We start from the raw sequence: 18,530 nt of genomic DNA on the forward strand, positions 1-18,530 counted from the left end.
GACATCGTGGAGCGGACGGCGGGGGAGTGCTGGGTTGCCGGGGTCGATGCCGGCGGGTCGGGGATCCGGGTCGCGCTGGCGCCCGACCGGTGGCCGGACGGGCTGACGGAGGCGCGGACGGCCGAGGTGGCGGTGCCCGCCCGGGTAGCGGCGGCGAGCGGCGGCCACGACGCGCGGGTGCTGCTCGACGGGCTGCTCCCCGCCCTCCGCCGGCTGGCCGCCGGGCTGCCGGAGGGTGCGCGGATCGGGGCCGTCGCCGTCGGCGCCGCCGGGATGGCGCTGCTCGGCCGCGACCTCGCCGCCCGCCTGCCCGGTCCGCTGGCCGAGGCCACCGGCGCCCGGCATCTGGTGCTCGCCGGGGACGCGGTCACCGCCCATGCGGGCGCGCTGGGCACCGGCGCCGGGGTGACGGTGGCCGGCGGGACGGGGCTGGTCGCCCTGGGGTACCGGCCCGGCGCGGGCTGGTGGCGCGCGGACGGCTGGGGCCAGCTGCTCGGCGACTGCGGCAGCGGCGCCTGGCTCGGCCGCGCCGGTCTGGAGGCGGCCCTGCGGGCGTACGACGGCCGGCCCGGCGGTTCGCCCGTTCTCCTCGCCGCCGCCGAACGCCGCTACGGCCCGGCGACCGGCCTCCCGTCGGCCCTCCAGCCACGCCCCGACCGGGCCGCCCTGCTCGCCGCCTTCGCCCCGGGTGTCGCCGCAGCGGCGGAGCAGGGCTGTCCGGTCGCCGCCGGCCTGCTCCGCCGCGCGGGCGAGGAGATCGCCGCCACCGCGACCGCCGCCGCCACCTCGGCCGGACTCCCCGCCCCCGACCTCGCCCTGACCGGCGGCCTCTTCCGCCTCACCGCCCTGCGCCGTGCCACCCTCGACGCCCTGGCCACCCGCCTCCCCGCCGCCCACCCCCGCACCCCCGACGGCCCGCCCCTCCTCGGCGCCCTCCGCCTCGCCGCCACCGCCCCCGACCTCCCCTGGCCCCTCCAGCCACCCCTCCTCACCGTCCTCACCACCTGAGGCACCTGAGGCACCTGAGGCACCTGAGGCACCGGGCACCGGGTACCGCACCCGGGTACCCCGGCCGAAAACGGCTTGAGCGGCTGCCGCAGCCTGCCTAGCGTGGTGGTATGAAGAAGATCCCGACCCCCGACTGGCTGGCGGCCAATCGCGCCAACTGGGACGGGCGCGTTCCGGTACATGTGGCCAGCGACTTCTACGACGTGGCCGGCTTCGTCGAGGGCAAGGAGTCCCTGCGGAGCTTCGAGCTCGCCGAGGTGGGCGAGGTGCGGGGGAAGTCGCTGCTCCACCTCCAATGCCACTTCGGGCAGGACACCCTGTCCTGGGCCCGGCGCGGGGCCACCGTCACCGGGCTGGACTTCTCCCGTCCGGCGGTGGAGGCCGCCACAGACCTGGCCGAGCGGATCGGCATGGACTCCGCCCGCTTCGTCGTCTCCGACGTCTACGACGCCGTCGCCGCGCTTGACGGGCGCAGCTTCGACATCGTGTACACCGGCCTGGGCGCGCTGTGCTGGCTGCCGGACATCGACCGCTGGGCGCGGACGGTGGAGACCCTCCTCGCCCCCGGCGGCTTCCTCTACCTCGCGGAGTTCCACCCCTTCGGCGACACCCTGGCCGAGGACGGCCGGACGGTGGAGTACGACTACTTCCAGGCCGAGGGGACGGTCTGGAACGAGGCCGGCACCTACACCGACGGCGAGATGGCGGCCACGACGCCCGCCCGGACCGTCGAGTGGCAGCACGGGATCGGCGAGGTCGTCAGCGCCCTGGTGGCCGCGGGACTGCGGATCGAGTTCCTCCACGAACACGACTTCACCGTGTTCGCCCGCTTCCCGGTGCTGGAGCAGGACCGGGGCTACCGCTTCCCGGCGGGGCAGCCGCGCGTCCCGCTGATGTACTCCCTGCGCGCGGGCAAGCCCGCCTGACGGCAGCCGGACGCGCGGCGGCCGGTGGGCCCTACGGCTTGCGGGCCACCGCGCCGTACATGCTGACGCGGTCGGCCCCGGCGGGCAGCGCGCCGTCGGGGCGCCACAGCGGGACGGTGACGACCCCGGGGTCCAGGACCTCCAGGCCGTCGAGGAAGTCCCGCACCTGCTCCCGGCTGCGGCCGACCAGGGGAGCGGTGGCCTTGCTGTAGACCCCCGTCACCCGGTCGCGGACCTCGGCGGGGAGGAAGTCCGCGGTGCCGTGCGACAGGATCAGGTGGCTGCCGGGGGCGAGGGTGTCCAGCAGCGTGCGCACCACCTCGTAGGGGTCCTCCTCCTCCCGCACGAAGTGCAGGACGGCGGCGAGGACGAGCGCCATCGGGCGGTCGAAGTCGAGCAGCTCCTGGGCCCTCGCGTCGGCGAGCAGTTCGGCGGGTCGGCGCAGGTCGGCCTGGATGACGGTGGTCCGGCCGACGGCGCTGCCGCCCATCAGGGCGCGGGCGTGGGCAAGCACGATCGGGTCGTTGTCGACGTAGAGGACCCGGGCGCCGGGATCGACCGACTGGGCGATCTCATGGGTGTTGCCGGCCGTCGGGATGCCGGTTCCGATGTCGAGGAACTGGTCGATGCCGAGGCCGGCCACACACCGCACCGCGCGGGTGAGGAAGCCCCTGTTGGCGCGCGCGGTGGAGCGGAACTCCGGGTTGGCCGCCAGCGCCCGCTCGGCGGCCTCGCGGTCGGCCGGAAAGTTGTCCTTCCCACCCAGGTAGTAGTCGTACATCCGGGCGGGGTGCGGGATCTCCGGACGGAGGTCGGCCGGGACGCCCGGCTCGCCCTGTTCCCACATGCTCTCGTAACTGACCACTGCCGCCGCGCCTCCGCCAAACCAGGTGATCCAATGGTGATCTGATGATCCGTCGGCGGACAGCGTAGATGTTCGAGCGCGTCCGCGGGCGCGGTTGCCCGGATCGCCCTCGGTTGTGCGCGATGCCCCCGGTTGTGCGCCGCGCGCCCCGGCAGGCGCTCCCCGCCGTCCCGGCGCAGGATGGGAGGGTCCGGGGCCGCTGCCCGCCGAGGCCGCCGCCCAGCCGAGGAGCCGCCGCCGTGGGGCGGCTACGGGAGGTCGCCATGGCCGTCGCCGAGATCGTTCCGGCCGACATCAGGGAGTGGCGGGGTCAGGCCGTCGTGGACCAGAAGGGGCACCGGATCGGGAAGCTGGAGTCCGTCTACGTCGAGACCGCCAGCGACGAGCCGTACTTCGCGACGGTCACGATCGGGCCGGCCGTCGCGGTCGGGCTGAACGTCAACAGCAAACTGGTCTTCGTCCCCCTCGACGGGGCCGTTCTGGGGCCGGGCTACCTCAAGGTGGCGTTCGCGAGGGCGCTGGTCAAGTCGGCGCCGTCGATCGGCGTCGACGACGTGCTGCCCGCCGAGGCCGAACCGGAGGTGTTCGCGCACTACGGCCTCGACTACGCCACCGGCGCCGGCGGCGAGCGCAGGCTCGCCCGGCGCTGAGCGTCCACCCGCATCCCACCCGCATCCCACCACCGGCCCGCCCGTCGGCCACCGGGGCATTGATACCCCACGGGGTACACTGGACAGCCGGTAGTCGACAGCGTAAGGCGGTGCTGAGATGCAGGTGGACGAGGAGGCCGTGGGTGCGGTCCTGAACCGGCTCCGGCGTGCCCAGGGGCAGCTCGCGGGCGTGATCGCCATGATCGAGGCGGGCCGGGACTGCAAGGACGTGGTGACCCAGCTGGCCGCCGTCTCCCGGGCCCTCGACCGGGCCGGCTTCAAGATCGTGGCGAGCGGCATGCGCCAGTGCATGGCGGGGGCGGACGCCGACGCTCCGCCGATGACCGAGGCCGAGCTGGAGAAGCTCTTCCTGGCCCTGGCCTGAGCCCCGGCGCCCGGAGAACGTCCGCCGGCGGGGGCGCGCGCCACGAGGCACGCGCCCCCGCCGTTCGCGTGCCACACACCCTCCGGCCCCCGTCCGTGCCAGGCTGGCCACCCCATGACCGTCGCCATCGCCCTGCTCACCCAGGACCTCCGTCTGCACGACAACCCCGTGCTGCGCGCCGCCTGCGCCGCCGCCGACCAGGTCGTCCCGCTCTTCGTCCTGGACCCCGACATCGCCGCCACCGGCTTCACCGCCCCCAACCGCGCCGCCTTCCTCGCCGACTGCCTCACCGACCTGGACGCCTCGCTGCGCCCGCTCGGCGGCCGCCTCGTGCTGCGCGCCGGCCCCGCCGCCCCCGCCACCGCCCGGCTCGCGGCCGAGCTGGACGCCGCCTCCGTGCACCTCGCCGCCGGCGTGAGCGCCTTCGCCCAGCGCCGCGAACAGGCGCTGCGCGCGGTGCTCGGCGACCGGCTGCACGTCCACGACGGCTCGCTCACCGCCGTCGTCCCCGGCGCGGTGACCCCCGCGGGCAAGGACCACTACGCCGTCTTCACGCCGTACTTCCGCGCCTGGTCGCAGGCGCCCCGCCGGACGGTGCACCGCCCGCCGAAGGCCCTGCGCACGCCGGACGGCATCGCGAGCGAACCCGTCCCCACCGCGAAGCCGGAGTCGCCCGCGCTCCCGCCGGGCGGCGAGCGGGCCGGCCGGCGGCTCTGGCGGGGCTACGAGCTGGAGCGCTACGCCGAACTGCACGACGACCTCGCCGCCGACGGCACCTCCCGCCTCTCGCCCTACCTGCACTTCGGCTGCCTCTCCGCCGCCGAACTGGCCGCCGGTGCGCTCCGCCGCGGCGGCGACGGAGCCGAGGCGTTCGTCCGGCAACTGGTCTGGCGCGACTTCCACCACCAGGTGCTCGCCGCCCGCCCCGGGGCCGCGCACCACCCCTACCGCGACCGGGGCGACCACTGGCTGCCGGAGGACGACGAGGAGTGCACGGCCTGGCGCGCCGGGCACACCGGCTTCCCGCTGGTCGACGCGGGCATGCGCCAACTGGCCCACGAGGGCTGGATGCACAACCGAGCCCGGCTGGTCACCGCCTCCTTCCTCACCAAGACCCTCTACCGGGACTGGCGGATCGGCGCCCGCCACTTCCTGCGGCTGCTGGTGGACGGGGACGTCGCGAACAACCAGCTCAACTGGCAGTGGGTGGCGGGCACCGGCACCGACACCCGGCCGAACCGGGTGCTCAACCCGCTGGCGCAGGCCGACCGGCTGGACCCGGACGGCGCCTACGTGCGGCGCTGGGTCCCGGAGCTGGCGCACGTCCCCGGGCGGGCGGTGCACCGCCCCTGGCTGCTCGACGAGCGCCCGGCCGGCTACCCGGACCCGATCGTCGACCCGACCGCCCTCTCCGACCGCCTGCGCAGCGCCCGCGGCCTGGACTGATCCGCCGTCGGGCCCCGCCCGGTCCCGGCCCGACCCACGCCCGGCACCACAGTTCCCGAACCGCCCGACGCCGCGTCACACCTCGTTCACACCCCCGTCGCCGACCTTCGGATGAATGGGCCCGGCCCCGCAGTTGTACAGCCAACTGCCCAAGGGGCCGCCCCTCCCAGCCTCCGTCAGCAGCCGCGGACGGCCCCGGTCCGGTACCCCCCGACGGCCCGGCGCCCGCGCGGCGGACAGGACATCCGTGGCCACCGGCAGCACCCTGCGCATCACCTCGTCCAACGCCCCCTCCGAGGGCGACCGCCTCACCTTCCACTGGACCACCGACGCCCCCGACCCGAAGAACTGGGTCGGCGTCTACGACGGCGACCGCCGACCCGGCAACGGCAGTTCGCTGCTCTGGAAGTACACGCCCGCCGCCGCCGGCGACGTCCAGCTCGACACCACCGCGCTCACCGGCGGCCCGTACACCGCCTACCTGCTCGCCAAGGACGGCTACGGCGTCCTCGCCAGGACCGAGCCCTTCACCTTCCGCCCCAAGCCCGCCGTGGTCCGCCCGCACGCCGTCGTGGACGCCTTCACCGCCACCCCGGTGGCCCCCGGCGGGGCCGTGACCGTCAAGCTCGGCGGCCTCTGGTCCCGCCCCGAGGGGAACCCGCCCGGCAGCGCGGCCTTCCGCAAGGTCTCCGGCCCGGCCTGGCTCGCGGTCGCCGCCGACGGCACCGTGACCGGCACCGCGCCGGCCGGCAAGGCGACGCGCCACCCGGAGGTGCTGGTCGTCGGGGTCAAGGACAGCGCCGGGGCCGCCGACACCGTCACCGTGCTGCTCCCGGTCGCCGACCCGGCCGCCGCGCCGCGCCTGAAGGTGGCGAGCTGGAACCTCGCCGACGCGGGCGCCGCCTTCACCGACGCGCTGGAGAAGCAGTTGCGCGTCGTCCTGGCCCAGGGCCTGGACGTGCTGGCGCTCCAGGAGACGGCCGGCAGGGCCGCCCAGGCGCTGGCCGACGCGCTCGGCTGGCACGCCTACCAGAGCGCCGGCAGCGTCGGCATCCTCAGCCGCCACCCGCTGACCGCCGTCACCGCGCCGACCGCCGCCCTGCCCGCCGCCGGGGCGACCGTCCAACTGCCCGGGGGCCGCGCCGTACGCGTCTGGAGCGCGCACCTGGACGAGGCCGACTACGGCCCGTACGCCGCCCAGGACGGGCGCAGCGCCGCGTGGATCACCGCCGCCGAGACCGCCTCGACCCGTTTCCAGCAGGCCAAGGCGCTGGCCGCCGCTGTCCGGGCCGAGCCCGCCGGCGTCCCGGTGGTGCTGGCCGGCGCGCTGTCCTCGCCGTCCCACCTGGACTGGACGGCCGCCACCGCCGCCGCGCACAGCGGCGTCGGAGCGCTCGACTGGCCGGTCACCACGGTGCTCCAGGCCGCCGGGCTGACCGACACCTTCCGCGAGGAGAACCGCGACCCGGTCAAGGCGCCCGGCATCACCTGGTCGCCCGTCCGCAAGCAGCGCGCCGACGGAAGGGCCGAGCCGCAGGACCGGACCGACTACGTGCTCCACCGCGGCCGGCTGAAGCTGGTCGAGGCGCACACCCTGGTCGCCGACTGGCCCGCCACCGCCACCGGCGCCGACCCCGCCACCGGCACCGCCCCGGCCACCGCTACCCGCCAGGCCGCCCTCGCCGCCAACCAGTGGCCGTCCGACACCGCCGCCGCGGTCGCCACCTTCCAGCTCTGAAAGGCCAGTTCGCGATGTCCGACCTTTCCCGCCGTACGTTCGTCGGCGCCACCGCGGCCGCCGGCGCCGCCGCCCTGACCGGTCTGCCCGGCACCCCGGCGCAGGCCGCCCCCGCGCCGGGCCGGCTCACCGGCACCATCAAGGACGTCAGGCACGTCGTGGTGCTGATGCAGGAGAACCGCAGCTTCGACCACTACTTCGGTGCCCTGAACGGCGTGCGCGGCTTCGGCGACAAGCAGGCGCTGCGGTTCCCGGACGGCACCGACGTGTTCCGCCAGCCCGACCCGGGCCGCAGCGACGGCCAGGTGATGCTGCCATACCGGATGGACACCTCGAAGTACAACGCACAGAACGCCGGCGGCCTGCCGCACGACTGGGCGACCGGCCACCAGGCCATCAACAACGGCGCGATGAACAAGTGGATCGCCGCCAAGGGCGAGCGCGCCATGGGCTACTTCACCCGCGAGGACATCCCCTACCAGTACGCGCTGGCCGACGCTTTCACCCTCTGCGACGCCTACTTCACCTCCCTCGCCGGCCCGACCGACCCCAATCGCCTCTACCTGTGGACCGGCACCGCCGGCCCCGGCCGCGACGGCACCACCGGCCCGTGGATCGACAACACCCCGGTCACCGACAACCCCGTCGCCGACTGGACGACGTACGCCGAGCGCCTCGAACAGGCCGGTGTGAGCTGGCGGGTCTACCACAACCCCAGCAAGGACGACCGCACCGGCGACTACGACGACAACGCGCTCTCCTATTTCAGGCAGTTCCACAACTTCCCTGCCACGGACCCGCGTTACATCAACGCGATGACCAAGTTCGACCCGGCGGCCTTCGACGCGCACTGCAAGGACGGCACCCTGCCGACCATCTCCTGGCTGGTCGCCCCCTACCTGTTCTCCGAGCACCCCGAGGCCGGCCCGGCGTACGGCGCGCACTGGGTGAACCAGGCCCTGCAGTCGCTGATGTCCAACCCGGACGTCTGGCGGCACACCGTCTTCCTGGTGATGTACGACGAGAACGACGGCTACTTCGACCACATGGTGCCGCCCACCCCCGAGCCGGGCACGCCCGAGGAGTTCACCCAGGGCCGCGCCATCGGCCTCGGCAACCGCGTCCCGCTCTGGGTGATCTCGCCCTGGTCGCGCGGCGGCTGGGTCAACTCCCAGGTCTTCGACCACACGTCGGTGCTGCGCTTCATGGAGCAGGTCACCGGCGTCGCCGAGCCCAACATCTCCGCCTGGCGCCGCGCCGTCTGCGGCGACCTCACCAGCTGCTTCGACTTCGCGGCGCCGGACCAGTCGATCCCGCAACTGCCGGACACCAACGCCCTGATGGCGAAGGCCGACGCCGGGACGAAGCTGCCGGGCGTCCAACTCCCGCCCGTCGGCGCCCAGTCGATGCCCGTCCAGGAAAGCGGCGACCGCCCGCACCGCCATCTCCCGTACCAGCCCTGGGCGGAGGCCGAGGTGGACCGGCGCACCGGCCGGGTCACCTGCACGATGAGCAACGACGGCGGCGTGGCGTTCCCGTACACCGTCTACCCGAACATCGTGCAGCCCTTCGCCGGCACGCCGTTCACGGTCGCCCCGGGCGCCACGGCGACGTACCTCTGGGAGGCCGCGGCGACCAACGGCCGCTACGACTTCACCGTGCACGGCCCGGACGGCTTCGTGCGCCGCTTCGCCGGCACCGTGATCCGCGAGGGCGCCGGCAGCGCGGACGTCCCGGCGGGCCAGGACGACATCGGCATCCCGATCGTCACCGCCGACCTCTCGAACTCCGGCCGGCTCACCCTCCAGCTCGTCAACGACGGCATGAGCGACGTCTGCTTCTCCGTCGCCCCGAACGACTACGCGGGCGCCGCGCAGACCCTCTGGGTGCGCCCCGGCAAGCAGAGCAACCTCGCCTGGCCGCTGGACAAGCAGGGCCGCTACGACGTGGTGGTGACGGCCGCCACCGGCCAGCGCTTCACCCGCCGCTACGCGGGCCGGGTGCACTGACCCGGCGGCGGTCCGCGCCACGGCCCGGGGGCGCCGAACCGGTGACCCCCGGCCGTGGCGCGGCCGCCCGGCGGGGGAGCGCGGCTACCGTCGGCTCCATGCAGCAGATCACCCCATGCCTCTGGTACGACGACCAGGCCGAGGAGGCCGCCGGCTACTACACCTCGGTCTTCCCGAACTCGCGGATCACCGACGTCACCCGCTACACCGAGGCGGGCCCCGGCACGCCCGGCACGGTGGTGACCGTCGCCTTCGAACTCGACGGCCGCCCGTTCGTCGCCCTCAACGGCGGCCCGATCTTCCCGTTCACCGAGGCCGTCTCGCTCCAGGTGCAGTGCGACGACCAGGCGGAGGTGGACCGGCTCTGGGCGGCCCTGCTGGAGGGCGGCGGCCAGGAGAGCCAGTGCGGCTGGCTCAAGGACCGCTGGGGCCTGTCCTGGCAGGTCACCCCGCGGGTCCTGATCGACCTGGTCTCCGGCCCGGACCCGGCGAAGGCCGCCCGGGTGACCGAGGCGATGCTGACCATGCGCAGGATCGACATCCGGCGGCTGCTCGAAGCGGCCGAGGGCTGAGCGCATGGCCGTCCCCGCCTACCGCCACATCTCCTACCTGCACGCCACCCCGCACCGGGTCTGGCACGCGCTCACCAACCCGGACGAGTCCGGCCTGTACTGGGGCCACCGCAACGTCTCCACCTGGCAGCCCGGCGCCCACTGGGAGCACCAGCGCGCGGACGGCTCCGGCGTCGCCGACGTGGTCGGCACGGTGGAGGCGGCGGACCGGCCGAACCGCCTGGTCACCACCTGGGCCGGCCCCGGCGAGCAGCGGCCGGCCGGGCCGTCCCGGGTGACCTTCGAGCTGCACTCCCACCGGGACCTCACCCGGCTGACCGTCACCCACGAGAACCTGGCCGACGAGGCCGAGCGCGCGGACGCCGAGGCGGGCTGGTCGGCCGTGCTGTCCAATCTGAAGACCTATCTGGAGACCGGCCACCCGCTCCCGCAGGACCCCTGGACCATGCCTGGGCCCTGAGCCCCGCCACAACGCTCACCGCCGCCCGGCGCGCCTGCGCCGGCGGCGCACCCGGCCGAGCCCGGGAAGGTCGCCGCGCACCCACCGCCGCAGCCGGCCGAGCCGGGAGAACCGCTCCCGGCTCGCCACCGACGCCCGGTCCAGCTCCTCCATCAGCCGCCGCGAGCGGTGCTCCAGGTCCAGCTCGTCGAGGATCCGGTCGACCTCGGTCAGCAGCGAGCCCAGCAGGTGCCAGGCCTCCGGATGCGCCCGCACCTGCTCCAGCAGCAGCCTGGCGACGTTCTCCCGGCTCGCCCAGGCGGCCGTCAGCTCGGCGTTGAGCCGCTCCTCGGCCTCCTCGGCGTTCAGGCTGACCTGGGTGGTCACCAGCACGGCGAAGCTCACCAGCGCGCCGCCGACGTGCGCGAGCAGCTCCTCCAGTGCCACCGCCAGCGCCGGGGCGACCAGCGGCTCCCCGGGCGCCCGCCGCTTGGCGAGGTCGGTCAGCGAGCGCGAGATGACCCGGATCACCACCACGCAGATCTCCAGGGTGTCCAGCCCGGTGCGCAGCACCAGCCGGGAGAGCAGCCCCTCGCTGATCCTCGGGTTGAAGCGGAGGCTGTCCTCGGCCTGCCGCAGCGCCGCGTCGACGTCGGCGATCGCCTGGTCGAGCCGGCGGGCCTCGTGCAGGCGCTCGGCGGCGTCCTCGACCGGGGTCGGCCGGCCCAGCTGGTCGGAGAGGTCGAGCAGCAGGTGCCGGGCCCGGCGGGCGAGGTCCTCGATCGACTCGCCCGCGGTGTCCACCCAGACCGGTGCCGCGAAGACCAGGTTGAACACCAGGCCGACGCTCGCGCCGATCAGCGTCTCCAGCACCCGGTCCCAGGCCTGGGAGGTCACCTGGGTGACGCCGAGGATCAGCATCGCGCTGATCGCGACCTCCTGGACGAACTCGTCCACCCGGACGAACCGGCCGATCACCAGCGAGGCCAGGATGATCAGCCCGAGGCTCCACCAGGAGAGCCCGACCACCGTGCTGAAGCCGATCGCGATCAGCACGCCGACCACCACCGAGTTCACCCGGCGGATGCTGGTGGTGAGCGTCGAGTAGACCGTGACCTGGACGACCAGCAGCGCGGTGAGCGGAGCGGTCAGCGGGGCGGGCTCGCTGCTGAGCCAGGTCGCCACCACGTAGGAGAGCGTGGCCGCGACGGTCGCCCGGGCGGTCTGCACGGCGAAGGGCTCGCGGGCGGCGCGCCGCACCAGTGCGGCGGCCCGTTCGGGCGCCAGGGCCACCCGGACCTCCCTTCGCTACGGCTTCCCGCGGCGCCCCTCGCGCAGCAGCTTCCACGGGGCGAGCGCCGACTCGGCCTGCACCGCGAGGCTCATCTTCGACGCGCCCTCGACCCGCTCCTCGAAGCGGATCGGCACCTCCTTGACGGTCAGCCCGCGCCGCACCACCCGGTGGTTGAGCTCGACCTGGAAGGAGTAGCCGTTGCTGTGCACCGACGGCAGGTCGATCGCCCGCAGGGTCTGCGCCCGCCAGGCCTTGTAGCCGGCGGTGGCGTCCTTCACGCCCAGGCCGAGGATGGTGTTCACGTAGAGGTTGGCCCAGGCCGAGAGCGCCTTGCGGTGCCACGGCCACTCCTCGGCGGTCGACCCGCCCGGCACGTACCGGGAGCCGATCACCACCGCCGTGTCGCCGGACAGCAGGGTCGAGACCATGAGCGGCAGGACGGAGGCCGGGTGGGACAGGTCGGCGTCCATCTGGACGACCACGTCCGCGCCGTCCTCCAGGGCCCGGGTCATGCCGGCGATGTACGCCCGGCCCAGGCCGTCCTTCTCGGTGCGGTGCAGCACCCGCACCCGCCCGGCCGACTCGGCGGCCAGCTTGTCGGCGACCTCGCCGGTGCCGTCGGGCGAGTTGTCGTCGACGACCAGCAGGTGCAGGTTCGGCAGGTCGAGCTCGGCGAGCAGTCCGGCGAGGACCGGCAGGTTCTCCCGCTCGTTGTAGGTGGGCACGACCACAACGACCTTCGGGGAGGCCTCGACCATCTTCTGTTCCCTCGCGAGTTCGGCGCCCGCGCTCCGGCGCGGTCAGGCACCCGCGGCGGGCCGGACGGTCGTCCAGTGCTCCGGCCGTCGTTGGTTCCGCGGCCGGTCCGTACTACGGCCGTGCGAGTCTAACCGCGCCGTCGCGGACGCCGCCCTGCCGGACCGTCATCTGGTCCTGCGCGAACTCCACGCGGGGGCGACGACGGCGATCAGGGCGACGGCGAAGCCGAGCTGGAGCAGATGGCGGATCCAGTCGATCCCGGAGGTGTTCCGGACACCGACCCAGCCGGCGACCGCGTTGCCCAGCCAGGCCCCGGCCGCGCCGAGCAGCATGGTGAGCCACCACGGGATCGCCTGCGGGCCGCGCAGGATCAGCTTGGCGATCACGCCGAGCACGAAACCGATGAGCAGAATCCACAGGAGCTGGAACATCGCATTCCACCTTTCGAGGGCGCGTCCCCCCATGATCGCCCGAACCGGGCGGCACGGCACGTCCAACGGGGGAGCAGGGTCGTCCGAGCCCCCGCCTGCCCCTTTCTCCGCGTCCCAACCGTCCGAGTTCTCCGCGGGCCCGGCCGTCCCCCTACCCGTCCGCCCCGCCGCTGAGCGCCGCCCCGGTGGCCGGATCGAAGACGTGCAGCCGCTCCGTGTCGATCCACAGCTCCAGCGGGGCGCCCTCGGCCGCCCGGGTGGCGGTGCCGATCCGCGCCACCACCTCCCGGCCGGGCGCCCCGGCGCCCGCCTCCGCCTGCTGCGCGCCGACCTCCTCCAGGCCCCCGCCGGAGACCGCGTCGCCCTCCACCGTGAAGTGCGCGAACACGTCCGAGCCCACCGACTCGACCACCTCCACCCCGACCGTGACCGTCGCACCGCCCGTCGGGTGCTCCAGCAGCGCGGCGTCCTCGAAGTGCTCCGGGCGGATGCCCACCACCACCTCGCGCGGCGCGTCCGCCGCCGTGAGCCGGCGGCGCAGCCGGTCGGGCAGTGGCAGGTCGCCGAGCGCGGTGCGCAGCGCCCCCTCCTCCAGCCGCCCCCGCAGCAGGTTCATGCCGGGCGAGCCGATGAACCCGGCGACGAACAGGTTGGCCGGCTCGTCGTACAGCCGCTGCGGCGGGCCGACCTGCTGCACCACGCCCGCCCGCAGCACCACCACCCGGTCGCCCAGCGTCATCGCCTCGACCTGGTCGTGGGTGACGTAGACGGTGGTGGTGCCCAGGCGCCGTTGCAGGCGGGAGATCTGGGTGCGCATCTGCACGCGCAGCTTGGCGTCCAGGTTGGACAGCGGCTCGTCCATCAGGAACGCCTTGGGGTCGCGCACGATCGCCCGGCCCATCGCGACCCGCTGGCGCTGCCCGCCGGAGAGGTTGGCCGGCCTGCGGTCCAGGTGCTCGGTGAGGTCGAGGATCCGGGCGGCCTCCTCCACCTTGGCGGCGATCACCGCCTTGTCGGCCTTGGCCAGGCGCAGCGCGAAGCCCATGTTCTGGCGGACCGTCATGTGCGGGTAGAGCGCGTAGCTCTGGAACACCATCGCGATGTCCCGGTCCTTGGGCGCCCGGTCGTTGACCACCTGCCCGCCGATCCGCAGGGTGCCGCCGGTGATGTCCTCCAGGCCCGCGATCATGTTCAGGGTGGTGGACTTCCCGCAGCCCGACGGTCCGACCAGGATGACGAACTCGCCGTCGGCGACGGTCAGATCGAGGTCGTGGACGGCCACCGAGCCGTCGGGGTAGCGCTTGCTGATGCCGTCGAGGACGATCTCCGCCATCGGTCCGCGTCATCCCTTCACTGCGCCGGCGGTCAGGCCGGCCACGATGCGGCGTTGGAAGAACAGCACGAACAGCACGATCGGCACCGTGATCACCACCGCCGCGGCGGCGATCGAGCCGGTCGGCTGCTGGAACTGCGAGCTGCCGGTGAAGAAGGCGATCGCGGCCGGCACGGTGCGCGCGGCGTCCGTGGAGGTCAGCGAGATCGCGAACAGGAAGTCGTTCCAGCAGAAGATGAAGACCAGGATGCCGGTGGTGAACACGCCCGGCGCCGCCAGCGGGGCGATCACCAGCCGGAACGCCTGGGCGGGGGTGGCGCCGTCCACCTTGGCGGCCTTCTCCAGCTCCCACGGGATCTCCCGGAAGAACGCCGACAGGGTGTAGATCGCCAGCGGCAGCGAGAAGGTCATGTAGGGGATGATCAGCCCCGCCCAGGTGTCGAAGATCCCCAGCGCCCGCTCGATCTCGAACAGCGGGGAGACCAGTGAGATCGGCGGGAACATCGCGATCAGCAGCGACATCCCGATCAGCAGCCGCTTGCCGGGGAAGCGCAGCCGGGCCACCGCGTACGCCGCCATGGTGGCGAGCACCACCGCGATGGTGGTGGCGATCACCGCGATGCCGATCGAGTTGACCAGCGCCCGGGTGAACTCCGTGGTGCGGAAGATGCCGCGGTAGTTCTCCAGCGTCCAACTGCGCGGCACGAAGTTGCCGTCCGTCAGGGTGGCCGGGTCCTTGAAGGAGAGCGCGGCGATCCACCAGACCGGGAACAGCGCGTACAGCACCACCACCAGGTTGACCACGCCCCAGCCCGCCCCGGCCCCGGCCTGCCGGGCGGTCACCGCTGCTCCGCCGTACCGCCGGGCGCGGCCGCGCCGAAGACCTTGACGAAGACCAGGGCGATCGCCGCCACGCAGAGGAACACCAGCACCGAGATCGCCGAGCCGATGCCCAGGTTGAGCGCCGTGAACAGGTTGTCGTAGCCGAGGATCGACACCGAGCCGGTGTCATTGGCGCCGCCGGTCAGCACGTAGATGTTGTCGAAGATCCGGAACGCGTCCAGGGTCCGGAACAGCAGCGCCACCAGGATGGCCGGCTTCATCAGCGGCAGGATCACCAGCCGCAGCCGCTGCCCGAACCCGGCGCCGTCGACCATCGCCGCCCGCACCGTCTCGGTCGGCACCAGTGCCAGGCCCGCCAGCAGGAGCAGGGCCATGAACGGCGTGGTCTTCCACACCTCGGCCAGCACGATCAGGGCGATCGCCGGCCAGTGCTCGGTGAGCGGCGCGCTGTCCTCCGGCAGCAGCGCCGCCAGGTACCCGGTGCCGGGCGTCCAGGCGTACTGCCAGGAGTAGGCCGCCACCACGGTGACGATCCCGTACGGCACGAGCACCGCCGTGCGCACCACGCCCCGCCCGACCACCGCCCGGTGCATCACCAGCGCCAGCGCCAGGCCCAGCACCAGCTCGGCGGCCACCGAGACGACGGTGATCAGCACCGTCACCCACAGCGCCTGCCACCAGTACGGGGAGGACAGCACCGCGCCGTAGTTGGCGAGGCCGACGAACTCGGAGCGGTCCGGGAAGCGCAGGTCGTAGCGCTGGAAGGAGAGGTAGACGGCGTAGCCGACCGGATAGGCCGTCACCGCCAGCATCACCAGCACGGCCGGGGCGCACAGCAGCCAGGCCAGCCGGCGCTCCTGCCGGGACCCCTCCGAGAGCCCTCCTGCGGCCCTCGCGGCGGTTCGGGTCTTGGTCACGGGATCAACCCCTTCGAGCCGAGCGCGTCCCTGATCTGCCCGGCGAGGCCGGCCACCGTGCGCTCCGGGTCGACCTCCGAGGGCGGGGAGAGGGCGTGGGCGACGGCGATCGAGACGTTCTGGTACGCGGGCGTCTGCGGCCGCACCGAGGCGGAGTCGAGGGCCTTCAGCACGTCGGCCGCGAACGGGTAGCTCTCGGTGAGCTCGGCGGCGCTGTACAGGCTGCGCAGCGACGGCGGCAGGCCGCCCTTGAGCGCGTTGGTCAGCTGGTTCTCACGGTTGCGCAGGCACAGCACCGCCTCCTGGGCCTCCGCCGGGTGCCGGGAGTAGGCGCCGACGGCGAGGTCGATGCCGCCGATGGTCACCGTCGCGGGCCGCCCGGGGACGACCGAGGGGTAGGGCGCCCAGCGGAAGTGCGCGAACAGCTCGGGCTGGTTCTCCTTCATCGACGGGTAGACGAAGGGGTAGTTGAGCTCGAAGGCGGCCGTCCCGGACTCCATCGCGAGCCGGTTCTCGTCCTCCATCTGGTTGGACAGCGAGGGGTCGGCGGCGGGGGAGCGGGCCACGTCCCGGATCACCCGCGCGGCGGTCACGGCCGGCTCGCCCAGCGAGGGCGCCGTCGCGTCGGGCGTCAGGATCGAGCCGCCCGCGCTGGTGACCAGGGTGTTGAACCAGACCGTCAGGCCCTCGTACTGGGCGCCCTGCACCTCGATGAAGTGCGGCTTGTCCTGCTCGGCCAGCCGCCGGGCCGCCTCCAGCATCTCCTCCCAGGTCGCGGGCGCGGCGGACACCAGGTCGTCGCGGTACCAGAGCAGCTGGGTGTTGGAGTTGTACGGGACGGCGTACAGCCGGTCCTTCCAGGTGGCCGTCCGCAGCGCCGCCGCCAGCGTGTCCTCGCCCGCCCGCTCCCGCAGCGCCCCGGTCCACTCGCGCACCCACCCCGCCTCGGCGAACTCGGGCGTCCAGGTGACGTCCAGTCCCATGATGTCCACGCCGGTGTCGTGCGCCGCCAGCCGGCGCACCAGCTGCTGCCGCTGCCCGTCGGCGGTGCGCGGCAGCTTGTTGTACCGGATGGAGTAGCGCCCGCCGGAGTCACGCCCGCAGTTGTCCGCGGCCTGCTGGAGCGCCCCGGAGTCGTCCGGGAAGTTGTACCAGTCCAGCACGACCGCCCCGCCGCCCCCGGACCCGCCCCCGCACCCCGCCAACGCCCACGCGAGCACCGCCACCAGGGCGACGACCCGCCGGCTCGCTCCGGGCATCGCGACTCCCTCCACTCGACCGCCCCGCGGCTGCCCCACGCTAGGCCCCCACCCACCCCCCACCCCGCCCCGCCACCCCCGACACCCCACCCTCCCCCCGATCGGCCCAACGCTCCAGCGGCGGCTCCACGCCCGCGTCGGCCAGGGGACTGCGCCGGCGATCGCGAACACGGCTGCGGGGACGTCGCCGTTGGAGCCGTGGGCATGGAGCGTGATCGAGCCGATGAGGTTCGCGGAGCCGGCGGGGTCGCAGAAGTGGACGGGGATGTCGGCGGGGAGCTTCGCGTCCTCGTGCGGACCGGGGGAGCAGACCCTGACACCGGTCGCGGGTCGCAGGTTGCGGGTCAGCGGGCCGTCGCGGCCGTCACGGATCGGGAGGTGAGCCAGCCGGCCTGGGCGGCGCGGACACCGGCCTGGAAGCGGCTGCGGGCGTCGAGGCGTTCCATGAGGTCGGTGGCGATGCGGCGGGCGGTGCGGGGCGAGACGCCGAGGTGCTTGGCGGCTGCGCCGAGCGGCTGGGCGTCCGCCCAGACGGTCTCGAACAGGGCGCAGAGCGCCGTCAGCGTCCCCTGGCCGGTGAGCACGACGCCGGCGGCGGTGTCGTCGCTGCGGACCGGAATGACGGCGGTGGCCCGGTCCACCACGATCATCCGGGTGGGCAGTGCGGGCACGGTGCGGACGTACTGGGGTGGTCGTCGCCGAGGAGCCGCGTGTGGTCGGCCTCCCAAGCGCCTCGGGCAGCCGGAAGGTCCGGATCAGTGGTCCTCGTCCGGATAGCCCCACTCGACCTCGGCCTTCGCCGTGGGGGCGACCTCGGCGACGGTCCGGGCGAAGGCGCCCTCGAAGGCCGGGCCCCAGTTGTAGAAGCCGCTGATGATCAGGGCGAGGCCCGACTCGCCGGTGACCAGGTACTCCCCCTCGTCGAAGCGCACGCCGTGGCGGACCTGGTCCTCGATGCCCTCGGCGTCCAGCAGCACGCCGATCGCGCGGGCGACGTTCTTCGCCTGGGCCTCGTCGGCAAGGCCGGTGACGGTGAATCCGAGTTCGATGTTGACTGACATGGAGCGCAAGAGTATCCGCCCGGTGCGCGCCTCCGGAACGCCTTCGCGGCTTTGTGATCTGCAATGTCCCGGTCGATCCGGGGCGCCAGTGCCGCCGAGACCGAACACCTCGGCGCGACGCGCGACCGCGACGATGTTCTTCGCCGGCTTGCCGAGGCTCGGCTCGGAACCGCCCTGCCCGCCGACCGCCGGCACCCCTTCTCCATCACCAAGCTCATCGACCGCCCCGGGTTCGAGCCGTACGAGCCTCGCGACCCCTCCGACGGCTGCCGACCCGGGCAGTAGAGCAGGACGACCCGGTGCAGCAGCCGTGTGCGGGACGAGACCGAAGCAACCGGCGGTGCATGGTGCTGGGAAACGATCTCCAACTGCGGCTCCCTTGGGCCACTTGATGATCCGCAGGAAGCGGCCTAGCTCTGGAGAGGTGACCCGTCGTCAAGCATGACGACGAACAGCATCAGGAGCGTCCATACCAGGGCGAAGAGCACCGCACAGGCGATCGTCGAGATCACGAACTGCCCTGTCACGCTCTTGGCGAACCGCTTCATGCACTGCCCTCGCTGATCGTCGTACTGTCTGCCCGCACCGACCCCGG

General features: G+C 73.8%; 19 protein-coding genes and 1 pseudogene. 9 read left to right on the top strand and 11 right to left on the bottom strand.

Annotation, left to right across the window (positions count from 1 at the left end; translation table 11 throughout):
• Positions 1-6 precede the first annotated feature (6 nt).
• A complete protein-coding gene (locus ACFZBX_RS09385; RefSeq protein WP_391532509.1) occupies positions 7-1,008 on the top strand; it encodes a BadF/BadG/BcrA/BcrD ATPase family protein in 1,002 nt (333 codons plus the stop codon).
• 110 nt (positions 1,009-1,118) lie between these two features.
• Complete coding sequence (locus ACFZBX_RS09390) at positions 1,119-1,934, top strand: class I SAM-dependent methyltransferase (RefSeq protein WP_391532512.1); 816 nt, start codon at positions 1,119-1,121, stop codon at positions 1,932-1,934.
• 31 nt (positions 1,935-1,965) lie between these two features.
• Here ACFZBX_RS09390 and ACFZBX_RS09395 read toward each other — a convergent pair whose 3' ends face one another.
• Complete coding sequence (locus tag ACFZBX_RS09395; protein ID WP_391532514.1) at positions 1,966-2,799, bottom strand: SAM-dependent methyltransferase; 834 nt, start codon at positions 2,797-2,799, stop codon at positions 1,966-1,968.
• Positions 2,800-3,062: 263 nt separating this feature from the next.
• Here ACFZBX_RS09395 and ACFZBX_RS09400 point away from each other — a divergent pair, with 263 nt between their 5' ends.
• From ACFZBX_RS09400 to ACFZBX_RS09430, 7 genes are all read left to right on the top strand, one after another.
• Positions 3,063-3,449, top strand: a complete 387-nt coding sequence (locus tag ACFZBX_RS09400) for a PRC-barrel domain-containing protein (protein ID WP_391532617.1) — start codon at positions 3,063-3,065, stop codon at positions 3,447-3,449.
• A gap of 118 nt (positions 3,450-3,567) precedes the next feature.
• Positions 3,568-3,834 carry a metal-sensitive transcriptional regulator gene (locus ACFZBX_RS09405; RefSeq protein WP_350550913.1) on the top strand — a complete coding sequence of 89 codons (267 nt, stop codon included), beginning with the start codon at positions 3,568-3,570 and terminating at the stop codon, positions 3,832-3,834.
• A gap of 114 nt (positions 3,835-3,948) precedes the next feature.
• Positions 3,949-5,280: a cryptochrome/photolyase family protein gene (locus ACFZBX_RS09410; protein ID WP_391532517.1), complete on the top strand. Its 1,332-nt coding sequence runs from the start codon at positions 3,949-3,951 to the stop codon at positions 5,278-5,280.
• Positions 5,281-5,527: 247 nt separating this feature from the next.
• A complete protein-coding gene (locus ACFZBX_RS09415; RefSeq protein WP_391532519.1) occupies positions 5,528-7,018 on the top strand; it encodes an endonuclease/exonuclease/phosphatase family protein in 1,491 nt (496 codons plus the stop codon).
• Positions 7,019-7,032: 14 nt separating this feature from the next.
• Positions 7,033-9,027: a phosphocholine-specific phospholipase C gene (locus tag ACFZBX_RS09420; RefSeq protein WP_391532521.1), complete on the top strand. Its 1,995-nt coding sequence runs from the start codon at positions 7,033-7,035 to the stop codon at positions 9,025-9,027.
• A 98-nt stretch (positions 9,028-9,125) separates the two neighbouring features.
• Positions 9,126-9,599 carry a VOC family protein gene (locus ACFZBX_RS09425; protein WP_391532523.1) on the top strand — a complete coding sequence of 158 codons (474 nt, stop codon included), beginning with the start codon at positions 9,126-9,128 and terminating at the stop codon, positions 9,597-9,599.
• A gap of 4 nt (positions 9,600-9,603) precedes the next feature.
• Complete coding sequence (locus ACFZBX_RS09430; protein WP_391532525.1) at positions 9,604-10,059, top strand: SRPBCC family protein; 456 nt, start codon at positions 9,604-9,606, stop codon at positions 10,057-10,059.
• A gap of 15 nt (positions 10,060-10,074) precedes the next feature.
• Here the strand turns inward: ACFZBX_RS09430 and ACFZBX_RS09435 are convergent, their stop codons facing one another.
• The 10 genes and pseudogenes from ACFZBX_RS09435 to ACFZBX_RS09480 all read right to left on the bottom strand — a co-directional run bounded on the left by ACFZBX_RS09435 (position 10,075) and on the right by ACFZBX_RS09480 (position 18,483).
• Positions 10,075-11,331 carry an aromatic acid exporter family protein gene (locus ACFZBX_RS09435; protein WP_391532527.1) on the bottom strand — a complete coding sequence of 419 codons (1,257 nt, stop codon included), beginning with the start codon at positions 11,329-11,331 and terminating at the stop codon, positions 10,075-10,077.
• A gap of 15 nt (positions 11,332-11,346) precedes the next feature.
• Positions 11,347-12,090 carry a polyprenol monophosphomannose synthase gene (locus ACFZBX_RS09440; protein ID WP_391532529.1) on the bottom strand — a complete coding sequence of 248 codons (744 nt, stop codon included), beginning with the start codon at positions 12,088-12,090 and terminating at the stop codon, positions 11,347-11,349.
• A 165-nt stretch (positions 12,091-12,255) separates the two neighbouring features.
• Positions 12,256-12,522, bottom strand: coding sequence for a GlsB/YeaQ/YmgE family stress response membrane protein (locus tag ACFZBX_RS09445; protein WP_380761995.1), 267 nt, complete (start codon positions 12,520-12,522; stop codon positions 12,256-12,258).
• 151 nt (positions 12,523-12,673) lie between these two features.
• Positions 12,674-13,855 carry an ABC transporter ATP-binding protein gene (locus tag ACFZBX_RS09450; protein ID WP_391532531.1) on the bottom strand — a complete coding sequence of 394 codons (1,182 nt, stop codon included), beginning with the start codon at positions 13,853-13,855 and terminating at the stop codon, positions 12,674-12,676.
• A gap of 9 nt (positions 13,856-13,864) precedes the next feature.
• Positions 13,865-14,698: a carbohydrate ABC transporter permease gene (locus ACFZBX_RS09455; RefSeq protein WP_391532533.1), complete on the bottom strand. Its 834-nt coding sequence runs from the start codon at positions 14,696-14,698 to the stop codon at positions 13,865-13,867.
• Complete coding sequence (locus ACFZBX_RS09460; RefSeq protein WP_391532535.1) at positions 14,695-15,615, bottom strand: carbohydrate ABC transporter permease; 921 nt, start codon at positions 15,613-15,615, stop codon at positions 14,695-14,697. The genes ACFZBX_RS09455 and ACFZBX_RS09460 overlap by 4 nt, the downstream gene beginning before the upstream one ends.
• The gene (locus ACFZBX_RS09465; RefSeq protein ID WP_391532537.1) at positions 15,612-16,874 is read right to left on the bottom strand and encodes an ABC transporter substrate-binding protein; all 1,263 of its coding nucleotides are present in this window, start codon (positions 16,872-16,874) and stop codon (positions 15,612-15,614) included. The genes ACFZBX_RS09460 and ACFZBX_RS09465 overlap by 4 nt, the downstream gene beginning before the upstream one ends.
• A 344-nt stretch (positions 16,875-17,218) precedes the next feature.
• Positions 17,219-17,554, bottom strand: a pseudogene (locus ACFZBX_RS09470) (helix-turn-helix transcriptional regulator); the annotation flags it as partial.
• Positions 17,555-17,629: 75 nt separating this feature from the next.
• Positions 17,630-17,935 (bottom strand): hypothetical protein, encoded by a 306-nt coding sequence (locus tag ACFZBX_RS09475; RefSeq protein ID WP_391532539.1) that lies wholly within the window; start codon positions 17,933-17,935, stop codon positions 17,630-17,632.
• A gap of 410 nt (positions 17,936-18,345) precedes the next feature.
• Complete coding sequence (locus ACFZBX_RS09480; RefSeq protein ID WP_391532541.1) at positions 18,346-18,483, bottom strand: hypothetical protein; 138 nt, start codon at positions 18,481-18,483, stop codon at positions 18,346-18,348.
• Between the last annotated feature and the right edge of the window lie 47 nt (positions 18,484-18,530).

The sequence above is a fragment of the Kitasatospora sp. NPDC008115 genome (assembly GCF_042957205.1).
Taxonomy (GTDB): Bacteria; Actinomycetota; Actinomycetes; order Streptomycetales; family Streptomycetaceae; genus Kitasatospora.

Coding starts and splice junctions, on each gene's coding strand:
- ACFZBX_RS09440 (WP_391532529.1), bottom strand. CDS start 12,090: ATGGTCGAGGCCTCCCCGAAGGTCGTTGTGGTCGTGCCCACCTACAAC.
- ACFZBX_RS09425 (WP_391532523.1), top strand. CDS start 9,126: ATGCAGCAGATCACCCCATGCCTCTGGTACGACGACCAGGCCGAGGAG.
- ACFZBX_RS09465 (WP_391532537.1), bottom strand. CDS start 16,874: ATGCCCGGAGCGAGCCGGCGGGTCGTCGCCCTGGTGGCGGTGCTCGCG.
- ACFZBX_RS09475 (WP_391532539.1), bottom strand. CDS start 17,935: ATGTCAGTCAACATCGAACTCGGATTCACCGTCACCGGCCTTGCCGAC.
- ACFZBX_RS09450 (WP_391532531.1), bottom strand. CDS start 13,855: ATGGCGGAGATCGTCCTCGACGGCATCAGCAAGCGCTACCCCGACGGC.
- ACFZBX_RS09430 (WP_391532525.1), top strand. CDS start 9,604: ATGGCCGTCCCCGCCTACCGCCACATCTCCTACCTGCACGCCACCCCG.
- ACFZBX_RS09480 (WP_391532541.1), bottom strand. CDS start 18,483: ATGAAGCGGTTCGCCAAGAGCGTGACAGGGCAGTTCGTGATCTCGACG.
- ACFZBX_RS09400 (WP_391532617.1), top strand. CDS start 3,063: ATGGCCGTCGCCGAGATCGTTCCGGCCGACATCAGGGAGTGGCGGGGT.
- ACFZBX_RS09445 (WP_380761995.1), bottom strand. CDS start 12,522: ATGTTCCAGCTCCTGTGGATTCTGCTCATCGGTTTCGTGCTCGGCGTG.
- ACFZBX_RS09410 (WP_391532517.1), top strand. CDS start 3,949: ATGACCGTCGCCATCGCCCTGCTCACCCAGGACCTCCGTCTGCACGAC.
- ACFZBX_RS09405 (WP_350550913.1), top strand. CDS start 3,568: ATGCAGGTGGACGAGGAGGCCGTGGGTGCGGTCCTGAACCGGCTCCGG.
- ACFZBX_RS09390 (WP_391532512.1), top strand. CDS start 1,119: ATGAAGAAGATCCCGACCCCCGACTGGCTGGCGGCCAATCGCGCCAAC.
- ACFZBX_RS09420 (WP_391532521.1), top strand. CDS start 7,033: ATGTCCGACCTTTCCCGCCGTACGTTCGTCGGCGCCACCGCGGCCGCC.